The organism is Erythrobacter sp. Alg231-14 (assembly GCF_900149685.1).
Lineage (GTDB): Bacteria > Pseudomonadota > Alphaproteobacteria > Sphingomonadales > Sphingomonadaceae > Erythrobacter.
On record NZ_LT702999.1, the window covers coordinates 1497653 to 1515993 of the forward strand.

The following is an 18341-nucleotide window of genomic DNA, read 5'->3' on the forward strand; positions in this document are numbered from 1 at the left end:
ATGCTCGGATAAATTCGAGTCTCACCCCGATAAGGAGAATGTTGAAATGGATGCGAAGACAGGCGAAATGAGCGGCGGCTGCCCGTTCAATGGCGATGCGGGCACACGCTCGCTTTTGGGCCGGACCAACAAGGATTGGTGGCCAGAGGCGACACAGCTCGACATTCTGACCGAGGAAGGCAAATCGGCCAATCCTTACGGAGAAGACTTCGATTACGTCTCAGCTTTCAACGCGATCGATTACGACGCGCTCAAAGCCGACCTCACCGCTTTGATGACCGATGACCAGCCATGGTGGCCGGCCGATTATGGTCACTACGGTCCCTTTTTCATCCGCATGACATGGCACGCAGCCGGCACCTATCGCACCGGCGATGGTCGCGGTGGCGGCGGCAGCGGTCAACAACGTTTCGCTCCGCTCAACAGTTGGCCCGATAACGGCAACCTCGATAAAGCGCGCCGCCTGCTTTGGCCGATCAAACAAAAATACGGCAAAGGCATCAGCTGGGCCGATCTCTTTATCCTTGCAGGCAATGTTGCGATTGAAAGCATGGGCGGCCCCGTCTTTGGCTTTGGCGGCGGACGTGCCGACGTTTACGAACCAGAAAATGTCTATTGGGGCACCGAAAGCCTTTGGGTCGACACAGGCGCCGAAACGCGGATCCAGCCGGATTCTGACATGGCGTTGGAAAACCCATTGGCTGCGATCCAAATGGGTCTGATCTACGTCAATCCCGAAGGCCCCGGCGGCAATCCTGATCCGCTTTTGTCGGCGCGCGACATGCGCGAAACATTTGCCCGTATGGCAATGAACGACGAAGAAACCGTCGCTCTTACCGCAGGCGGCCACGCGTTTGGTAAAGCCCACGGCGCCGCACCATCCGACACATTCGGCGACGCACCTGAAGGTGAAACGCTCGAAAATCAGGCGTTCGGTTGGTTGACCGATCAAGCTGAAATCAACGCCGGCAACATCACGACCTCCGGGATCGAAGGCGCATGGTCGAACAACCCGACCAGCTGGAGCCATGATTACTTCCGCATTCTGTTCAAATATGATTTTGAATTGGTGCACTCACCGGCAGGCGCTCAGCAATGGACGCCGATCAACCCGGATGAAGCCGACATGGCGCCGGACGCTCGGGACGCATCCAAAAAGGTGCCGACCATGATGACGACGGCCGATATGGCTCTGAAGATGGACCCTGAATATCGCAAGATATCCGAACGGTTCCTCAACAATCCAGAACAATTGGACGATGCCTTTGCTCGCGCTTGGTTCAAATTGTGCCACCGCGACATGGGACCAAAAGCTCGCTACCACGGCCCCGAAGTTCCCGAAGAAACATTGATCTGGATGGATCCGGTACCGGCTGGCTCCACGCCATCGGATGCAGAGGTTGCGCGCTTTAAAACCGCTATCCTTGGCAGCGGACTTTCCGTCAGTGAGTTGGTAAAAGCGGCTTGGGCTTCGGCCTCGACCTACCGCAATTCGGACCATCGCGGCGGCGCCAACGGCGCACGTGTTGCACAGGCACCGCAGAACGGTTGGGCTGCAAACGATCCAGAAGAACTCAGCAAAGTGTTGGGCGTAATCGGCGATCACCGCGGCGATTTGTCGATGGCCGACGCCATCGTGCTTGCGGGTTCTGCAGCGGTTGAAAAGGCTGCAGCCGATGCCGGTCACACCGTCAGTGTACCGTTTCTTGGTGGTCGCGGCGATTGCGCGCCGGAACACACCGATGGCGAAAGCTTTGAGCCTCTGGAGCCGTTTGCCGACGGTTTCCGCAACTACCTCAAAACCAAAGCCAGCGTACGCACCGAAGACATGTTGATCGATCGCGCGCACCTCATGGGTCTTTCGATCTCTGAATTGACCGTGTTGGTTGGTGGCATGCGTGCCCTAGGCGCGAATGCTGGCAACTCGGCGCATGGCGTATTTACCGATCGTCCCGGTCAATTGACGTCAGACTTCTTCACCAACCTGCTCGACATGGGAACGAAATGGACCCCGGTCGATGGTTCGGGCGATGAAGAGTATGTCGGTACAGATCGGGCTAGCGGCGCGCAAAAATACACGGCGACCCGCACCGATTTGATCTTTGGCAGCAATTCGCAACTGCGCGCGCAGGCCGAAGTCTACGCCGAAAACGGCGCGGAAGAAAAGTTCGTGACCGATTTTGTCGCGGCTTGGGTCAAAGTAATGAACGCCGATCGGTTCGACGTATAACGCCGAATTGATCGCCGAGCTTTCCAGGTCCGGTTTCACCGAGCCTGGGTCGCAAGAGACCCTCGGTCTTCCCTTCGCGGGATACCGAGGGTCTTTTTGTTTGCGCAAAACCGCCGATCAATGTCCGCTAATTTGCCGATATTCCCTCGCACAGGTACCGTGGCGGACATGAGAAAAACAATCCACGCGCAAACCGACGTTTCTGTCGCCGGTAAAGATCAGCTTAAAACCGTCGCGCAGGTGATAATGCTGGGATTTTCATCGGATCCCGTGACACGATGGATTTGGCCTGACACCGGCACGTTTCTAAAACACATGCCAGATTTTGTTGCCGCATTTGGTGGAAGGGGTTTTGATCATGGCAGTGTGTATCAAACCGCCTGTCAAAGGGCCGCGGCCATGTGGCTGCCCCCAGGCATTGAACCTGATACCGAGACGATTTTGGGCATCATGGGCGTCTCTGTGGACCCTGCACGGATGGAAGAGATCGGTGGCTTCTTTGGACAGCTCGGAGACTATCATCCTGAATATCCATGCTGGTATCTGCCGATGATCGGCGCCGACCCTGCTCATGTTGGCAAAGGGCTGGGCGCGGCTTTGATGAAACATGCCTTGACCATCGTCGACGCGGCGCATCTGCCGGCATATTTGGAATCGTCGAACCCGCGAAACATCTCGTTGTACGAACGCCATGGTTTCGAAATCATGGGCGAAATCCAATCGGGCAGTTCGCCCGTTATGACCCCAATGTTGCGCCCCGCCCGCGATTAACACCAAGCATTCTAAATCCAGCCGGCCGCTTTCAATTCGCTGACTTGGGCCCGGCTGACCGGTGCTTCGATACGGCCGCTTTCGTGGCCGCTTTCATTGTGCGCCAGCACCAGCCGAATGTTGCGACCTTCGCGTTTCACATCTTCAACCGCGAGGCGGGCTACCCACCACGAACGGTGCACTTGGCGTCCATCGATGTCCCCGATCTGAGCAATGGCGTCGCGCAAGCGCATTAAAACCAGATGCGAACCCAACGCGGTGTGCACGCGGACATAGTGATCTTCCATCTCCAACGCGATTATCTCGCTGCCCAATTCCGGCGGCAACGCATCCAACAATGTGTTCGCCGAATTGTCGGTTGGCGCCTCACCTGTTTCCTTAGCTTGAGCGACGGGATCGGATGGGTGTTCAGATATGAGGTCCGGTGCAGCCGGTTCTGTTTGTTGCGGCGGGGAAGGTATCGCGACGTCGCTTTTGCTGCCTTGCCCGCCCGCGCTGATAAAATTGAACAACAACGTAACACCGCCGCCGATCACAAAGACATAGAAATAACTCGTCAACGCCTCTTCGAGAGTGGGCACTGGCGGCCGATTTGGCATGAACTGGATGAAAAAAATGAGCACCGTCATCGGCACCGTCGCGACCGTCACCGCTGCGAACCAAAGCGGCGCAAGGGGCAGATCAAGCACTACGTGCAACCGTTCCACCACATAACTCATCGGAGAATAGATGAAGTAGCCCAGATAGCTAAAGGTGAGCCAAGTCATTAGGCGCATCGCCAATGGTTCTTCGATGGAACCAAACGGACCGATAACCGCCAAAAACACCCCGATCACCGTCATAATGGCAAGGTCGGTCAGCACCCGCCGCGCAAGAGCGGCACGCGCACCGATCGCGGGTTTGTCGGCTGCTGAGTCGTTGGCCAATTCGCGTCTCCCACTGCTTACAGATACCGGGTGTGCCCCTTCAGATGCCTGCCCATTCGCGCTTCGTAAAGTGGCAAATGCCCACGAAACCGCCATTTTCCCGATAGTCCACGCCCGTTCACGAAGAGCACAGCCCGATCGCGCAGTTCCAATTGCCCGCCAATGGGCAGGCGGCATTCTGGGTCTCAGCAAACACGAACACATATCGTCAGAAGGACCAGACCCATGACAACGCACATTCAATCGCTCTCTGATAACCGCACCATTTCGCAAGTCTTCAATTCCGCCATGCAAGTTTTCAAGGCACCAAAGAAACCCAGCTTTGACATCAGTCCCCGCATCCGCGCCACGGTTTGGATTGCAGCAACTTCGATGACCTTGCTGACACTCTATGCGGTCTTTCGTGGCCTAACCGGCATGGCCCCCAGTCACCCCAATGCCCGCGAACTGGCGATCATCCTGCATGTTTCGACTGTCCTGCCCGCGATCCCCTTGGGCGGGTATTTGTTGCTCGCTCCTAAAGGGACCAAATGGCACAAGATCCTTGGCAAATTGTGGGTCGCATTGATGGTGGCGACGGCTTTGTCGGCGGTGTTCATCAAATGGGGCGGCGGGCTGAACTTCCACTTTAGCTTCATCCATATCTTCGTGCCGATGACGCTTTGGGCATCATACAAACTGATCGCAACGGCGCGGCGCGGCGACATGGTCGGCCACAAGAAAGAGATCCTTGGCCTCTACCTCGGCGCTCTGATGATCCCCGGTATCGTCAGTATGGCGTTGCCCGGTCGGTTGATGCATGTGTGGCTCTTCTGGTGAGCCATTTTTCAGCCGCCAGGTTTGCCTCAGGGTGGTCGAAAACGAATGGCGTCGGGGGAACTCGGCGCCGTTTTGCATTCTGCTTTACGCCTGGCGGACGGGCCGGCGCGTCTTACCCCGCCCGCCTTAGGACCAAATAGAGCGCGCCTTCCCCGCCGTGCCGAATATGCGCTCGGCGCACCGCCGCGATTGCATCGGCATGATGGCTGGCAGCAAGCCAATCCAGCAATTTTGCCCTAATCGCGCCTCGCTTTGACCCGCGATCCGCGGGGTCAGAAGGGCGTTCGCGTCCAGCAATAACCAAGACAACCCGCGCACCCATTGCTCGCGCCTGATCCAGGCCGCTTGTGATGCGGTCATAGGCGCTGTCGAGGGTATGTCCGTGCAGGTCGAGTGTGTAATCCGGCGCTATCTGCCCCGACTTCAACTTGCGGTTCCAATGTCCATCCAATTGCGAATTGAACACGCGTCGTGCGGACACGGCGGGCTTTTGTTGCGGTTGGATTTTTGGCGGCGATTTTGGTGGCGGCTTCGCAATCGTTTTGGGCGCGCGCATTTGTTTTAGCGGCTTTTGCCCGGCCACACCCGGCATGGGTTGCAATGCCGTTTTCGGCACAGCGCGATCGCCGGTCATCCGACCGGGCATTGGTGTCACACTTTCGGCAAGACGAGACCAAGCCTCCGCCTCTTCGACGCTTAGGCCGCGTGGAAACGTCATTGGTCCGAATTGGCGTTCAGTCGCGCGACAGTGCCTTTGGGCAGCAGCAATAGGGAATTGCCCCGCGCACTCATACCGCCCGCAATGGTTCGCGCGCTTTCACCCGCCCCCCAAAATGTATCAAACCGATTGGCCCCCTTGATTGCTCCACCGGTGTCTTGTGCAATCCATAAACCGTTGGCCTCGTCGCGATCCATCTCCATCCAAACCGGCGCACCTAGCGGCACAAAGGCAGGATCTGCCGCAACCGAGGATTCGCGCCGGACTGGCACGCCCATCGCACCCAAAGGTCCATCTCCGGTCAGCTCACGAAAGAAAATCCAGCTTTTGTTGAGGCGCATCAGATCGGCGCCGTCGCTGGGGTTTTCGCGAATATAGGCCATGATCCCTTGCATCGATCCAGGATATTGCCCCGGTCCATCGCCCAACAATCCGCGTTCGCGCATGACACCACCGATGCCGGTGTAACCGCGACCATTTTGGCCCGCATAACCGATACGGATCACCTCGCCTTCGGGTGTGATCAGCCGGCCCGATCCTTGAATTTGGAGGAAGAAGAATTCCACCGGATCTGCGGCCCATGCGATAACCGGCACACGCCCATCCAATGCACCCGCTTCGATAGCGGCGCGATCTGGATACAATTCAAAATCGCCATCCGCGTTATACCGGCCAAGCGGCGGGCGCCCCGTCCGTTCGGATGGCGGTGTATCCGAAGGCCATGCGCGCACCAAATCATCCGGCAACGCATAGACCGGGACATCTGTCGCGGATCGGCGGTTGCGGGATCCGGCAATCTGCGGCTCAAAATACCCAGTTGCAAAAGCGCTGCCATCGCCGACTCGAGCGGTTTCGAAATGCCGGTTGAAGAATTCTGGCCCATCGCGCGTCGCCCATTCAGACGCGATCCGACACACTGCGAACCAATCGTCGTAATTGAACAACCCACTTGAATCGTCGCGGCGCAACATTGCCGGGCACGATTCCACAAAGCCGGCCAATGCGCCGTTCGCATCCTCGCGCGACATGCCAAGCGAGGCGACGGCGGGACCAAGCGACACACCGGTCAGAGCTGCCGTTGCCTCGGTTGGCGCCGGAGTAGGAATAGGAACGCGCGGCCCGTCGCTCTTTGGGATCAGAGCACAACCGGACAGCAAAAGCGCCGCCGCACCTGCGGCTAGCCCACCCCATATCGAACGGGCGTTATGCAATTTGGTATCGGGACCGGTTAACCAGATAACGGTGGCGTTGCGGTCGGGCGCCATGGATTGGCCTTACCCTTCGTCGGTTTCGTCGAGAACCCAGTTTGGATCACTTGCCCCAACATTACGGGAGAATGTCCAGACATCGCGGCTTTCGATCGCATCGTTCAAAGAACCGCCGACGACAACACCGTCGGTGTCACGCGTGACCGATGCGATATCGGCGACGAATAGGATCGAAACACGCGCCATGCGCTTGTCCAATGACGCAGAATGGATGCGGGTCTCTTCGATACGGATCAACTTGCTTTCAACCGTGTGTCCGGCTTCTTCGCGCGAGTCGATCGCGGCTGAAAATCCTTCGAACACATCATCATCGCACAATTCGCGCAATGTATCGCGATCGCCGGTCCAAAACGCTTCGAGCACGACTTCGTATGCGCCGCGCGCACCTTCCATGAAACCGGTGATCTCGAAACTGCGATCTGCGTTGGCGATGTCGCGGATGCCGCGTTCGACAGCTGGCATAACCCCTTCGAGTTCGGCGGGGCGTTGCGGCGCAGGCTGTGCGGATTGTGGCGCGGTCGCGATTGGTGAGGCGGCATTATCGTTCGCGTCAAAGCGTTGAGGCACAATGTCCTCTTCATGCTCTGCCCGGCGGCCCAGCACAGAATACAGACGCAGGCCCAAGAAAGCCGCAATCATGGCGAGGATGACGATTTCCATAATCACAGTAGTATCCAATATCCTTCCGGCGGCGTTTCCGCGGCCCTTTTCACTCTCGCTTACGGGTCGCTTATAAACGACCATTGTTGCGCAATGCTATACAAAGCTACGGTTGAACCGCGCGAGAGACGCATTTCATCACCATAGATAGGTATGAATCTCAATTCGCCAAACCCGAAAAGGCTCCCAATTGGCGCTCAACAGTTTGCAGCACCCGCCGATTCGCCAATCTTAGGGCGTTTCGCGCGGTTTGGGTCGTTTCGCCATATTGCCTGCTTTCCCTGCTGCTGCTAGGCGCGCGGGCACATACTTTATCGCGGCGGGGCAACCACAAACGCTTCGCCGCGCAGCTATCAACGCAGTTCAACCGAAAGACGAAATGACCATGGCCGACGAAGGCGATATTCTCACGAACCTCGACAACGCCGATGGCGCAGCGGGCGCAGCCCCTGGCGCAGGCAATGCCGGCGCGGATCAACAACCGGCAGCGGGCATCATCACACAATATGTGAAAGACCTTTCGGTAGAAAATCCCAACTCGCCGGACGTGTTCCAATGGACCGATCAACCTCAAGTTGATGTCCAGTTTAACATCGGCGCACAACCGAAGGGCGATCAGGTCACCGAAGTTGAATTGAAGATCAACATCACGGCGACATCGGAAAAAGGCACCGCCTATCTCGTTGAGCTCGCGTATTGCGGCTTGATCGGCTTGCGCAACATTCCCGATGAGCAAGCGCATGCATTCCTGTTCGCAGAAGCGCCCCGCATCTTGTTCCCATTCGCCCGTCGGGTCGTGGCCGATGCGGTCCGCGACGCAGGTTTCCCGCCATTGATGGTGGATCCGATCGATTTCAACGGCCTATACGCGCAACAATTGGCGGCCAAACGTCAACAAGATGCGGCCGCTGGTGGGGGCGCTGGCGACATCGCACCGCCCACGGGCCAACTGTAAGCTTTGCGATTTGATGCGAGCATGAGATGATGGGCATGCCGCAATGAGCCTGTTGCGCAATGTTGGGACAATCGGGTCCCTAACCATGCTCAGCCGCATTGCCGGAATGGCGCGCGAGATGATTTTCTCGCGCGTCCTTGGCGCCAATGCCGTGACCGATGCGTGGTTTCAGGCTTTTATCATTCCCAATGTGTTCCGCCGCCTCTTCGCCGAAGGGGCGTTTTCCGCGGCGTTTGTGCCGATGTTTTCCAAACGTCTGCACGGGCCCGACGATCCAGAACAGGGCCTGGAAGAAGCCCGCAGTTTTAGCGCGGACGTGCTGAGCGTATTCCTGCCGATCCTAATCGCTTTGGTCGCAGTGTTTGAAATCGCCATGCCCGGCGTGATTTGGATACTGTCGGAGAAGCCGGTTGATCCAGAAACATATCCATTAGCGGTGGATTTCGCTCGGATCATGTTTCCCTACATCATCCTCGTTTCACTGGTGACGCTGTTCACCGGCATGCTCAATTCTGTTTCGCGCTTTGCCCCCGGCGCGAGCTTTCCGATCATTCTCAACATCGTGTTGATCGGTGCTTTGTTGGCGGGCGAATGGTTCAAGGAGACGTCCGGAGCCAGCATTGAGGACGTCGCATACGGCATCGCATGGGCAGTCACCGGCGCTGGGGTGATGCAGCTTGCGTGGCTGTACTATTGGACCCGCGTCGAAGGGTTTCGCCCACGTTTGCTGTGGCCGCGAATAACGCCAGAGGTAAAGCGGCTTTCCATCATCGCGTTGCCCGCGGCGATTGGTGGGGGCGCGTACCAAATCAACACCCTGGTGCAGCTCTTTTTCCTCAACCAGCTCGAAGACGGCTCGGTCAGCTACATGAATTACGCCGACCGGCTCAATCAATTGCCTCTGGGCATTATTGGTATCGCCCTATCGACGGCCATCTTGCCCAGCCTGTCCAAATTTGTAGGCGGCGATGACAAAGAGGGTGCGGACCGGATTCAATCGGATGCGATCGAATTGGCCATGTTGCTCACCATCCCGGCGGCTGTCGCTTTGGCGATATGCGCCGAACCGTTTGTGACCATGATCTTCCAAGGTGGACGGTTTAATATGGCCGATGCCGCCGTGACGGGCCAAGTGCTCGCCACCTTGGTGCTGGGATTGCCCGCTTATGTCTTGGTCAAAGTGTTGGTGCCCAATTTCTACGCGCGCGCCGACACCAAAACGCCGGTTGTCGCAGCGTTTATTTCGCTAGGCGTGTTTATCGCGTTCAACATCGCGTTCCTATCGCAATACGGGGTCATCGGGGTCGCCTATGCCAGTGTCATTGGCGCATGGATCAACGTCGCGTTCCTCATTATCGTGCTTGGCATGCGGGGCTTTTACCGCGTCCCCGGCGCCTTGATCTTGCGCATCGCCCGCCAAGTGTTGGCGGCCGCAGCAATGGGAGCCGCCTTGTTCTACACGCGCGACCTGCTAACGGATTGGTTCGCGGCCGGTATTGTTGCGCGATTGGCTGCGTTGCTCGCTCTCGTCACAGCCGCCGCCATCGTATATTTCGGCGTTGCATTTGCCGTCGGCGCCATCGACCGCGCTCGGATCACCGCCTTAACAAAGAAAGCAAGCTAAGCCATGCGTGTCGTATCAGGCATTCAACCCACCGGAAAACCGCATCTGGGCAATTACCTTGGTGCAATCGTCAATTATGTGAAACTGCAAGACGAGGCGCACGCCGCTGGGGGTGAGTGTTTCATCTTCTTGGCGGATTTGCACGCCTTGTCTCAACCGCATGACCCGGCGGAATTGACCCGCAACACGCGGGAAATGGTGGCGACATTGGTGGCCTGCGGTGTGGATCCATCCAAGGCGATCTTGTTCAATCAGGCCCAAATCCCTGCCCATGCCGAGCTGCAATGGTTGCTGAACGGCACTGCGCGGATGGGATGGCTCAACCGCATGACGCAATGGAAAGACAAAGCGGGCAAGAACCGCGAAGGTCAATCCATCGCGCTGTTCAACTATCCAGTTCTTCAAGCTGCCGACGTGCTTTTGTACCAGGCCACGCATGTACCCGTGGGCGATGATCAGAAACAGCATTTGGAGCTGGCTCGGGACATCGCGCAAAAATTCAACACGGATTACTGTCCAGAAGACGCACCGCTCTTCACATTGCCAGAGCCTTACATTCCGCCAGCCGCAGCGCGCATCATGAGCCTACGCGATGGGTCGGCCAAGATGAGCAAATCTGACCCGTCCGAAATGAGCCGTATCAATCTTACCGATGACGCCGATACGGTGGTGAAGAAAGTCAAGAAAGCCAAGACCGACGCAGAGCCTTTGCCATCGGAAGCAAAGGGACTGGAGGGTCGCGCCGAGGCATTGAATTTGGTGACGATCTATTGTGCGGTGACCGGGAAAAGCACCGATGATACTTTGAGCGAATATGGCGGTCAGGGTTTCGGCAGTTTCAAACCGGTTCTGGCCGAAGCATTGGTGGAAACATTGCGCCCTATCAATGCGCGTTTCCTAGAACTCAAAGACGATACCGAAGCTTTGGATGCCATCTTGGCGCGCGGCGCATCAAAAGCGCGCGAACACGCCATCCCGACATTAAGTGCCGCGTATAAGGCATTGGGTTTGCTGCGAGGGTAAGGTGACTGGTCAAAACCGCGTTTGATCGCCGTTAAACCACCATTCAGCCCCACAATTGCACCATTGCCGCCACAGTGAATGGTCGCAGCCAGGGTCACCGCGCGGGCTACAATCGTTGGCTATCGCCCTATGGGCGTGGGCCGTCATTGCTTCCCGGTTCGGTTTGGGGTGTTGCAATCAATCGCTGGTGAACCGATCCAGTGCGGCGGCCAATCCAATGGACGTCAAACACGGTGTGCTTGCACGCTGCTCTGGTGATTTTGTTGAGGATATGCCATGAACACTCCTGATATGACCCTGAGATCAAACACATTCCGCCGTTTTGCCCGCTTTGGCTTGATCGGGGCGGTTGCTGTCGGCGTTGCGGCTTGTGCGCCATCGTTCAATGCGGATGTTTCCCGGTTTCAGGCACAACTCCCTGCACCGCAGGGGCAAACCTTTGCCGTCGTAGCCGAAGACCCGGCGCTTGCCGGTGGGCTCGAATTCGCGCTTTATGCCGATCTGGTCGCGGCCGAAATGGCCGAGCTAGGCTATGTCGAATCGGCGACTCCCGAAAACGCCAATTTGCTCGTGCGCTTTGATTACGATGTCGACAATGGTCGCGAACGCGTCCGTTCAACCGGCATCGCCAGCGATCCATTCTTTGGTCCATGGGGCGGGTTTCGCGGTCGTGGTTTCCGCCGCAGTTACGCTTTTGGCTTTTACGATCCATGGCTCGCCGGTCCACAGGTCCGCAGCTATACCGTGTACACTAGCGGGATTGAGATGAAGATCGACAACACCGCGACAGGCGAACGCTTGTTCGAAGGACAAGCCGAAGCGGTTTCTCGGTCCAACCGCCTTCAAGCCTTGGTACCCAATCTGGTTGATGCGATCTTCACCGATTTCCCTGGAAATTCGGGTGAGACATTGCGGATCACAATTCGCGAAGACGGAAAGACCGTTCGTCCCACCAACTAGACGCGAGCAAAACGCAAACATCCCTTGGACGGGGTGAAGGGCGGCGCGAGGGATCTGCGCCGCCTTTTTTGTTGGACCTGGCCTTCGCTAGATTCGGGTCAGGCGTAAGCGCAACTCATCCGAGCCTTGGATTTTGATGGGGCTTTTTAAAGCTTGGCGTGACCGCCGGTTGAGCCAAATCCGCCCGTACCGCGCTGTGTCGCGTCCAACTCGTCAACTTCGACAAACGCCGCCTGAACCACTGGGGCAACAACCAGTTGCGCCACGCGATCACCCCGCGCGATTACGAAATCCGCGTCGCCATGATTGATCAAGATCACTTTCAATTCGCCGCGATAATCGCTGTCGATTGTGCCCGGCGTGTTCGGCACAGTGATGCCATGTTTCAACGCAAGGCCGGAACGCGGACGCACTTGAATTTCGTAATTCTTAGGGATGGCCAATGCTAGACCGGTCGCCACCGGATAGCGCGCGCCGGGAGCCAATGTGACATCCTCCGCGCTTACGACATCCATACCCGCTGCGCCGTCGGTGGCATAAGCAGGAAGGGGCAGCCCCTCACCATGGGGCAGGCGCTTCAATTCAACCGATACGCTCATTCGTTTGCCAATGCGTCTAACTTGGTGGCGATCCGCTCTGCCAAAGCCATCGCCACTTCGCCTTTGGGCATTTTGTCGAGGCTTTCGACACCATCGCTGCTGACGATATGGACGCGGTTGTCATCGCCGCCCATTACGTCGCCGGACACGTCGTTGGCCACGATCCAATCGCATGCTTTGCGTTTGCGTTTCTTCTTGGCGTAATCGAGCACACTGTCGGTTTCGGCGGCAAAGCCAATTACCAAATCGGGCCGGTTGGAACTTGCCGCAAGATTGGTGAGAATATCGGGGTTCTCGGTCAGCATCAAAGCCGGCGGGGCCGATCCACGCTTTTTGATTTTATCGTCGCGATATTCCTTAGGCCGCCAATCGGCGACCGCCGCTACCATCACCGCAACATCACACGGCAATGCGCGCTTAACTGCGGTCGACATTTCTTCGGCGCTCTCCACATCGACGCGATTGACCCCATCGGGCGTTTTCAACGCAACGGGTCCGGCGACCAATGTGACCTCTGCGCCCAAAGCCGCCACGGCCGCCGCGATAGCAAATCCTTGTTTACCGCTAGACCGATTGGCGATGTACCGAACGGGATCAATCGATTCCCACGTTGGACCGGCCGTCACCAAGACATGGCGCCCATCCAATGGTTGATCGGAAGCGTCCGCGATGATGCCTTCAATCGCGGCCTCATCCGCTTCGATCGCCTGCATTTTGGCCGGCGCGGCTTTCTTTGCGGCGATTTTGCGCGCGGGTTCCGGCTCAGCCTCCGGTTCATCTTCGACCGGTTCCACAATCGGTTCAGGCGCGAGTTTTCTATCATCCACTTCGTGGTTGATCGCATCGGGATCCATTGGCGGCGCGGCTTTACCCGCACCTTTTGTCGCGAGCGGTGAGCCAGCGAGATCCGGGTTGAACTCGATATCTTCTTCTTCGATCAACTCGGCCGCTTCTGCGTCTTCGGGGATGTCGTCATCGCCTATCGCGTCAATATCGGCTTCGAGGTCAGCATCGATTTCCTCGGCACTGCGTTTGGTGGTGGAGCGGGGAATTATCTTGGACAGCAATCCGCCCAGTCCGCCGGTCGATGCGCCGTCTTCTGCGCCCTCATTATCCGGTTCAAGCGCTTCGGCGGCATCGTTTGCCGGTGCAAAAGCAACTGCGGATTCTTCGATTTCGATTCCCAAGCGGCCCGCAATCTCTGCCCAAATCGCACCGGGCTCGGGCAATCGACCATACCCAAATTCTCCGCATGCCATCGCGCCTTCATCCGGGTGCATAACGGTAACGCCCGCTTCATTCAGAGCGTCAACATTGCGTTGGGTGGAGGCGTGCTCCCACATTTTTACGTTCATCGCCGGCACGGCCAAAACCGGTTTGTTTGTGGCCAACAACAATGTCGTGGCCAAATCGTCGGCGATCCCTGCTGCCATTTTCGCCATCAGGTCCGCCGTCGCAGGGCAGACAACAACCAAATCAGCTTCGCGGGATAATTCGATATGCCCCATCTCAACTTCGTTCTTGAGGTCGAAAAGGCTGGTGTGCACTTGATTTTCAGAGAGCGCCGCCAGCGACATGGGCGTCACAAATTGTTGGCCGCCCTTGGTCACAACGCACGTGACATCGGCTCCACCCTTGCGGATCAACCGAACAAGCTCGCACGATTTGTAGGCCGCGATACCGCCACCCACGACCAATAGCACCTTTGGCAAAAGCACCTTTGGTCCCGCTTTGCTCATTGTCCCGTTCACTCCTCTTCGGCGCTTTGCCCAAATCACACTGGGTTTGTCACGCGAATTCGCATGTGTCCTAGCGCCCCGCCTGACCAACGCCAAGCCCAGCGTTGCCTAGCGATCCGATGGTTAAGATTGTGCTTAGAGCGCGCACCCGTCATAAGCCGGATTGAGAGGGGATAATTATGATTTTGGCGTTGCGCATTGCCATAGGCCTTGGCGGCCTATTGTTGCTTTCACTCGCGTTTGGGTTTTTCACCGACCCGGCCGCCTCGGGGGCTGATTTTGGCCTGGTCGTCGAAGGCGCTCACGGATTGACCTCTGCACGGTCTGATTTCACAGCGTTTTTTGGCGTTGGCGGGGCGTGTTTCATCTGGGGCGCATGGGCCCGGCGCAGCGATCCATTGATTATTGGGGCCGCGTTGATGTTGGTCACATTGGTCGGGCGGATCGTTTCCTACGTCCTGCATGGCGGGTTCGAAGGTTATCATCTGCCAATGGTGGTTGAATTGGTTTTGGGCGTGTTGGGCATTCTCGGCGCGCGCATGTTGCCCGACCGGACCTAACCTAAACGCGGTTAGATCAAGCCCGCGAAACTGGCGCCCCACACGGCGCCAGCACCAACCGCGCCCGCGACAAAGTAACCGAGCCAGCCGCCGCCATTCCGATTACTGCGCTCTGTCATGAGCGGGATTTCGGGTAGCGGCGCGGCTTCGGGTGCGCCCCCCTTTGCAGGGAATCGATCTTCGATCCGGCGGATCAAATCGGGCAAACGGAACAATGTTTGCGCGTCTTCCTTCAACCGATCTGCGACCGCCGATTCTGGGCCCAGTTCATCTCGGATCCATTCGCGCACATACGGGGCGGACGTGTCCCACATGTTGATTTCGGGGTTCAACTGAGTGGCGATACCTTCGACCATCACCATCGTTTTTTGCAGCAACAACAAATGCGGCTGTGTCTGCATGTCAAAATCGCGGGTGATCGCAAACAATCCATCGAGCATTTGACCAACGCTTAATTCTTTCACCGGCTTGCCACGCATCGGTTCACCCACAGCGCGCAATGCGGTCGCAAACTCGCCGACCGAATGATAGCTAGGCACATATTGCGCCTCGAAATGGATTTCAGCGACACGTTTGTAATTGCCGGTGGTCAATCCATACAGAATTTCGGCCAACCATTGCCGGGCGCGGCGATCAATGCGGCCCATAATCCCGAAATCTATGGCGGCAATTGTACCGTCCTTTTCGATGAACAGATTCCCTTGGTGCATATCCGCGTGGAAGAAACCGCCGCTGATCGCTTGGGTCAGGAAACTGATGACTAGGCGGTTTGAAATGGCGTTCAAATCATGGCCCTGCGCGACCAGTGCATCGCGGCGCGAGATTTTGATCCCATCCACCCATTCGATGGTCAGCACCCGGCCATTTGTCCGATCCCAATCAATTTCAGGAATGCGATAGCCACTGACGCCGGCCATATCCTCAGCCAATTCGCTGGCAGAGGCGGCTTCGCGTCGCAGGTCGAGCTCAGAGAAAGACCAGCGTTTGAAATTGGCGATCGTCAGTCGTGGCCGCAACCGGGTTGCTTCGCCGCCCATCGCCTCCACATGCGCTGCGGCCCATTCATAGGTTTCGATGTCGCGGGCAAACTTCTCTCGGATGCCGGGACGAAGGACTTTCACCGCTACAGTGCGACCGTCCTTGGTCGTTCCCTTGTGCACCTGTGCAATAGACGCTGCCCCGACGGGCTCAGGATCAATATGCGTGAACAAAGCGTCCAGCGGTTGATCAAATGTCGATACAATCTGCTCTTCGATCTGAGAAAATGGGACCGGCGGCAGATTGTCCTGTAGGCTCAAAAGATTGTGCGCGGCTTCTTCGCCGACCAAATCGGGTCGGGTGGCCAATGATTGACCCAATTTGATCGCAGCCGGACCGATCGCGCGAAAAGCGCCGGCGTAATCCCGCTGTCCCGACTTGCCAGTGAGCGTCGCCAAGCGCGCCATCCTAGCAAGTCGACGGACTTGCGCGGGCGCATTGGGATCGTCCTCAATGCCAATCAAAGCGCGTCGCCGCGCAAGGGTAATGCCCCACCGAGCAAGGCGAAATAGATGCGTGGCGGACGACGTCATGCCGGGCTCCGCTCACAATCGAATTTGGCGTAGAAACGCTGGATCAACACTAAATTTTCCATCCCGAATGGATCGCGACCGCACCGCCAAGGATGCTTTCAACCTTTGTGTTCACGAACCCGGCTGTGCGGATCATGCTTTCAAATTCGCTCATCTTGGGGAAGCGACGGATAGATTCGGCCAAATAGCGATAGGAATCTGCATCACCGGCAATCGCCTGGCCCATCCGCGGCATCACCTTGTCAGAATAGACATCGTAGATTTCTTTGAAACCCGCCCATTCCGTCGTCGAAAATTCCATACAGTAAAATCGGCCACCGGGCCGCAGAACGCGATGCGCCTCGGCTAAGGCTTTATCTTTAAATGTCACGTTCCTGATGCCAAAAACGATCGTATACGCATCGAACGAATTGCTGGCGAAATCGACGGCTTCGGCGTTCTGACAGGTGAATACCAGGCTGCCTGTATCCGGCGTTTCCGTCCGCTCCATCGCGCGTTCGGCCCCGACATCCAACATATCCTGATTGATATCGGCCACCGTAATATCCGCGCCGCGATCCGTCATGCGGAAAGCGATGTCGCCTGTTCCACCGGCCATATCCAAAATGCGCTCACCGGCTTGCGGCTTTACCCGTTTGACGAAACGGTCTTTCCATCCGCGATGCATACCCATCGACATCGCATCGTTCATAATGTCGTATTTCTTGGCCACGCTGGTGAAAACCTCGCCCACGCGGCGGGTCTTTTCATCCGGGGCGACCTCTTCGTAGCCGAAGGAGACTGTTTCTTCTGCGTTTGTGGTGCTTTGAGTCATGGTTGGAGCCCTAGAGGCAATTGCTTTGCGCGCATAGGTTTTTTGGCCCGAACCTGCGCCAATCGATCCGTCCATGTGAGCGCGCAGCAATCACAGCGAAATGGGATCGCGCGATAACCGGGTGGAAGGACCCGAACCGGGCTGGATTGGGCGACGGCGAACCTGCATAAGAATGCTGCAGCCTAATCTGCTGTCCCATATCATTAATCGCCAGAAATGAAGCCATGCCGGAACTACCAGAAGTCGAAACCACCGTTCGGGGCCTGGCGCGGTTCATGGATGGAGAGCGAATCGAGCGGGTGGTGTTGAACCGTCCCAATTTGCGGCGCCCATTCCCCGATGACCTTATTCAAGTGATGACGGGCGCGCGGGTTGTAGGCCTATCGCGCAGGGCGAAATATGGCCTCATCCATGTTGATCGCGGTTCCACCTTGGTTTTCCATTTGGGCATGAGCGGGCGATGGAGGATCGATCCGGAAGAACCGGACAAGCATGATCATATGGTCATGGAAACCGCAGACCATCAATTCGCCCTTTGCGATCCCCGCCGGTTCGGGTCGGTCGATCTTCTCAACAGCGACGAACTGGACCGATGGCCCCAATTCGCAAATCTCGGTCCCGAGCCTCTGGGCCCTGGTTTGACCGCCGCGCATCTTAAGACGGCGCTCAAAGGAAAGTCGCAATCGATCAAACTGTGCCTGCTCGATCAACGAATCGTCGCAGGCCTTGGCAACATATATGTCTGCGAGGCTTTATGGCGCGCAGGCATTCATCCGCGAAAGGCAGGCGGCAAAGTCACTCGCCCGCAATTGGAACGTTTGATCCCGGTCATCGTCGATGTGCTGGAGGCGTCGATCAAAGACGGCGGATCCTCGTTGCGCGATTACGCCGCACCGGATGGTGAACTGGGTTACTTCGCCACCCGCTTCGACGTATATGGGCGGACGGGAGAGCCTTGTCGGCGCGACAATTGCGGCACGATCCGACGAATCGCGCAAGGCGGTCGCAGCACATGGTATTGCCCGACCTGCCAAAAGTAAGCAGCACAGCAAAACCGTTCTATCGCGCCAGAAGCCACACGTCGCGCCGCATCGCCAAATTCCG

17 protein-coding genes are annotated in these 18341 nt (G+C 57.3%); 9 read left to right on the forward strand and 8 right to left on the reverse strand.

Going from position 1 to position 18341, the window contains the following annotated elements; translation table 11 throughout:
* The first annotated feature begins 46 nt into the window (after positions 1-46).
* Positions 47-2230 (forward strand): catalase/peroxidase HPI, encoded by a 2184-nt coding sequence (gene katG / locus BQ8290_RS07065; protein WP_108788821.1) that lies wholly within the window; start codon positions 47-49, stop codon positions 2228-2230.
* 168 nt (positions 2231-2398) lie between these two features.
* On the forward strand, positions 2399-3001 hold the full coding sequence (locus tag BQ8290_RS07070) for a GNAT family N-acetyltransferase (protein ID WP_108788823.1): 603 nt from the start codon (positions 2399-2401) through the stop codon (positions 2999-3001).
* An 11-nt stretch (positions 3002-3012) separates the two neighbouring features.
* Here BQ8290_RS07070 and BQ8290_RS07075 read toward each other — a convergent pair whose 3' ends face one another.
* Complete coding sequence (locus BQ8290_RS07075; protein ID WP_337661101.1) at positions 3013-3927, reverse strand: LytTR family DNA-binding domain-containing protein; 915 nt, start codon at positions 3925-3927, stop codon at positions 3013-3015.
* Between the two features lie 225 nt (positions 3928-4152).
* On the opposite strand from BQ8290_RS07075, the gene BQ8290_RS07080 reads away from it, so the two are divergent.
* Complete coding sequence (locus tag BQ8290_RS07080; protein WP_337661102.1) at positions 4153-4746, forward strand: DUF2306 domain-containing protein; 594 nt, start codon at positions 4153-4155, stop codon at positions 4744-4746.
* 112 nt (positions 4747-4858) lie between these two features.
* On the opposite strand, the gene BQ8290_RS07085 is transcribed toward BQ8290_RS07080, so the two are convergent.
* Genes BQ8290_RS07085 through BQ8290_RS07095 form a run of 3 tightly spaced genes read right to left on the reverse strand, consistent with a single transcriptional unit; the run spans position 4859 to position 7398 of the window.
* Positions 4859-5464: a Smr/MutS family protein gene (locus BQ8290_RS07085; protein ID WP_108788827.1), complete on the reverse strand. Its 606-nt coding sequence runs from the start codon at positions 5462-5464 to the stop codon at positions 4859-4861.
* Positions 5461-6729: an MltA domain-containing protein gene (gene mltA, locus BQ8290_RS07090; RefSeq protein ID WP_108788829.1), complete on the reverse strand. Its 1269-nt coding sequence runs from the start codon at positions 6727-6729 to the stop codon at positions 5461-5463. Before mltA ends, BQ8290_RS07085 begins: the two co-directional genes overlap by 4 nt.
* Before the next feature lie 9 nt (positions 6730-6738).
* On the reverse strand, positions 6739-7398 hold the full coding sequence (locus tag BQ8290_RS07095) for a Tim44/TimA family putative adaptor protein (protein WP_108788831.1): 660 nt from the start codon (positions 7396-7398) through the stop codon (positions 6739-6741).
* A 379-nt stretch (positions 7399-7777) separates the two neighbouring features.
* On the opposite strand from BQ8290_RS07095, the gene secB reads away from it, so the two are divergent.
* The 4 genes from secB to BQ8290_RS07115 all read left to right on the forward strand — a co-directional run bounded on the left by secB (position 7778) and on the right by BQ8290_RS07115 (position 11954).
* A complete protein-coding gene (gene secB, locus BQ8290_RS07100; protein WP_108792075.1) occupies positions 7778-8347 on the forward strand; it encodes a protein-export chaperone SecB in 570 nt (189 codons plus the stop codon).
* Between the two features lie 43 nt (positions 8348-8390).
* Positions 8391-9971, forward strand: coding sequence for a murein biosynthesis integral membrane protein MurJ (murJ, locus tag BQ8290_RS07105; protein ID WP_108788833.1), 1581 nt, complete (start codon positions 8391-8393; stop codon positions 9969-9971).
* 3 nt (positions 9972-9974) lie between these two features.
* On the forward strand, positions 9975-10994 hold the full coding sequence (gene trpS, locus BQ8290_RS07110; protein WP_108788835.1) for a tryptophan--tRNA ligase: 1020 nt from the start codon (positions 9975-9977) through the stop codon (positions 10992-10994).
* Positions 10995-11270: 276 nt separating this feature from the next.
* Positions 11271-11954 (forward strand): DUF4136 domain-containing protein, encoded by a 684-nt coding sequence (locus BQ8290_RS07115; protein WP_108788837.1) that lies wholly within the window; start codon positions 11271-11273, stop codon positions 11952-11954.
* Between the two features lie 146 nt (positions 11955-12100).
* Here the strand turns inward: BQ8290_RS07115 and dut are convergent, their stop codons facing one another.
* Both dut and BQ8290_RS07125 read right to left on the reverse strand, forming a co-directional pair.
* Positions 12101-12553: a dUTP diphosphatase gene (dut, locus tag BQ8290_RS07120; RefSeq protein ID WP_108788839.1), complete on the reverse strand. Its 453-nt coding sequence runs from the start codon at positions 12551-12553 to the stop codon at positions 12101-12103.
* Positions 12550-14292: a bifunctional phosphopantothenoylcysteine decarboxylase/phosphopantothenate synthase gene (locus BQ8290_RS07125; protein WP_337661103.1), complete on the reverse strand. Its 1743-nt coding sequence runs from the start codon at positions 14290-14292 to the stop codon at positions 12550-12552. Before BQ8290_RS07125 ends, dut begins: the two co-directional genes overlap by 4 nt.
* A gap of 179 nt (positions 14293-14471) precedes the next feature.
* On the opposite strand from BQ8290_RS07125, the gene BQ8290_RS07130 reads away from it, so the two are divergent.
* The gene (locus tag BQ8290_RS07130; protein WP_108788841.1) at positions 14472-14852 is read left to right on the forward strand and encodes a DUF4345 family protein; all 381 of its coding nucleotides are present in this window, start codon (positions 14472-14474) and stop codon (positions 14850-14852) included.
* A gap of 11 nt (positions 14853-14863) precedes the next feature.
* Here the strand turns inward: BQ8290_RS07130 and ubiB are convergent, their stop codons facing one another.
* Entirely contained in the window at positions 14864-16423 is a 1560-nt protein-coding gene (gene ubiB, locus BQ8290_RS07135; protein WP_108788843.1) for a 2-polyprenylphenol 6-hydroxylase, read from the reverse strand.
* A gap of 49 nt (positions 16424-16472) precedes the next feature.
* Positions 16473-17237, reverse strand: coding sequence for a ubiquinone/menaquinone biosynthesis methyltransferase (locus BQ8290_RS07140; RefSeq protein ID WP_108792079.1), 765 nt, complete (start codon positions 17235-17237; stop codon positions 16473-16475).
* 224 nt (positions 17238-17461) lie between these two features.
* Here BQ8290_RS07140 and mutM point away from each other — a divergent pair, with 224 nt between their 5' ends.
* Complete coding sequence (gene mutM, locus BQ8290_RS07145; RefSeq protein WP_108788845.1) at positions 17462-18277, forward strand: bifunctional DNA-formamidopyrimidine glycosylase/DNA-(apurinic or apyrimidinic site) lyase; 816 nt, start codon at positions 17462-17464, stop codon at positions 18275-18277.
* The last annotated feature ends 64 nt before the right edge of the window (positions 18278-18341 follow it).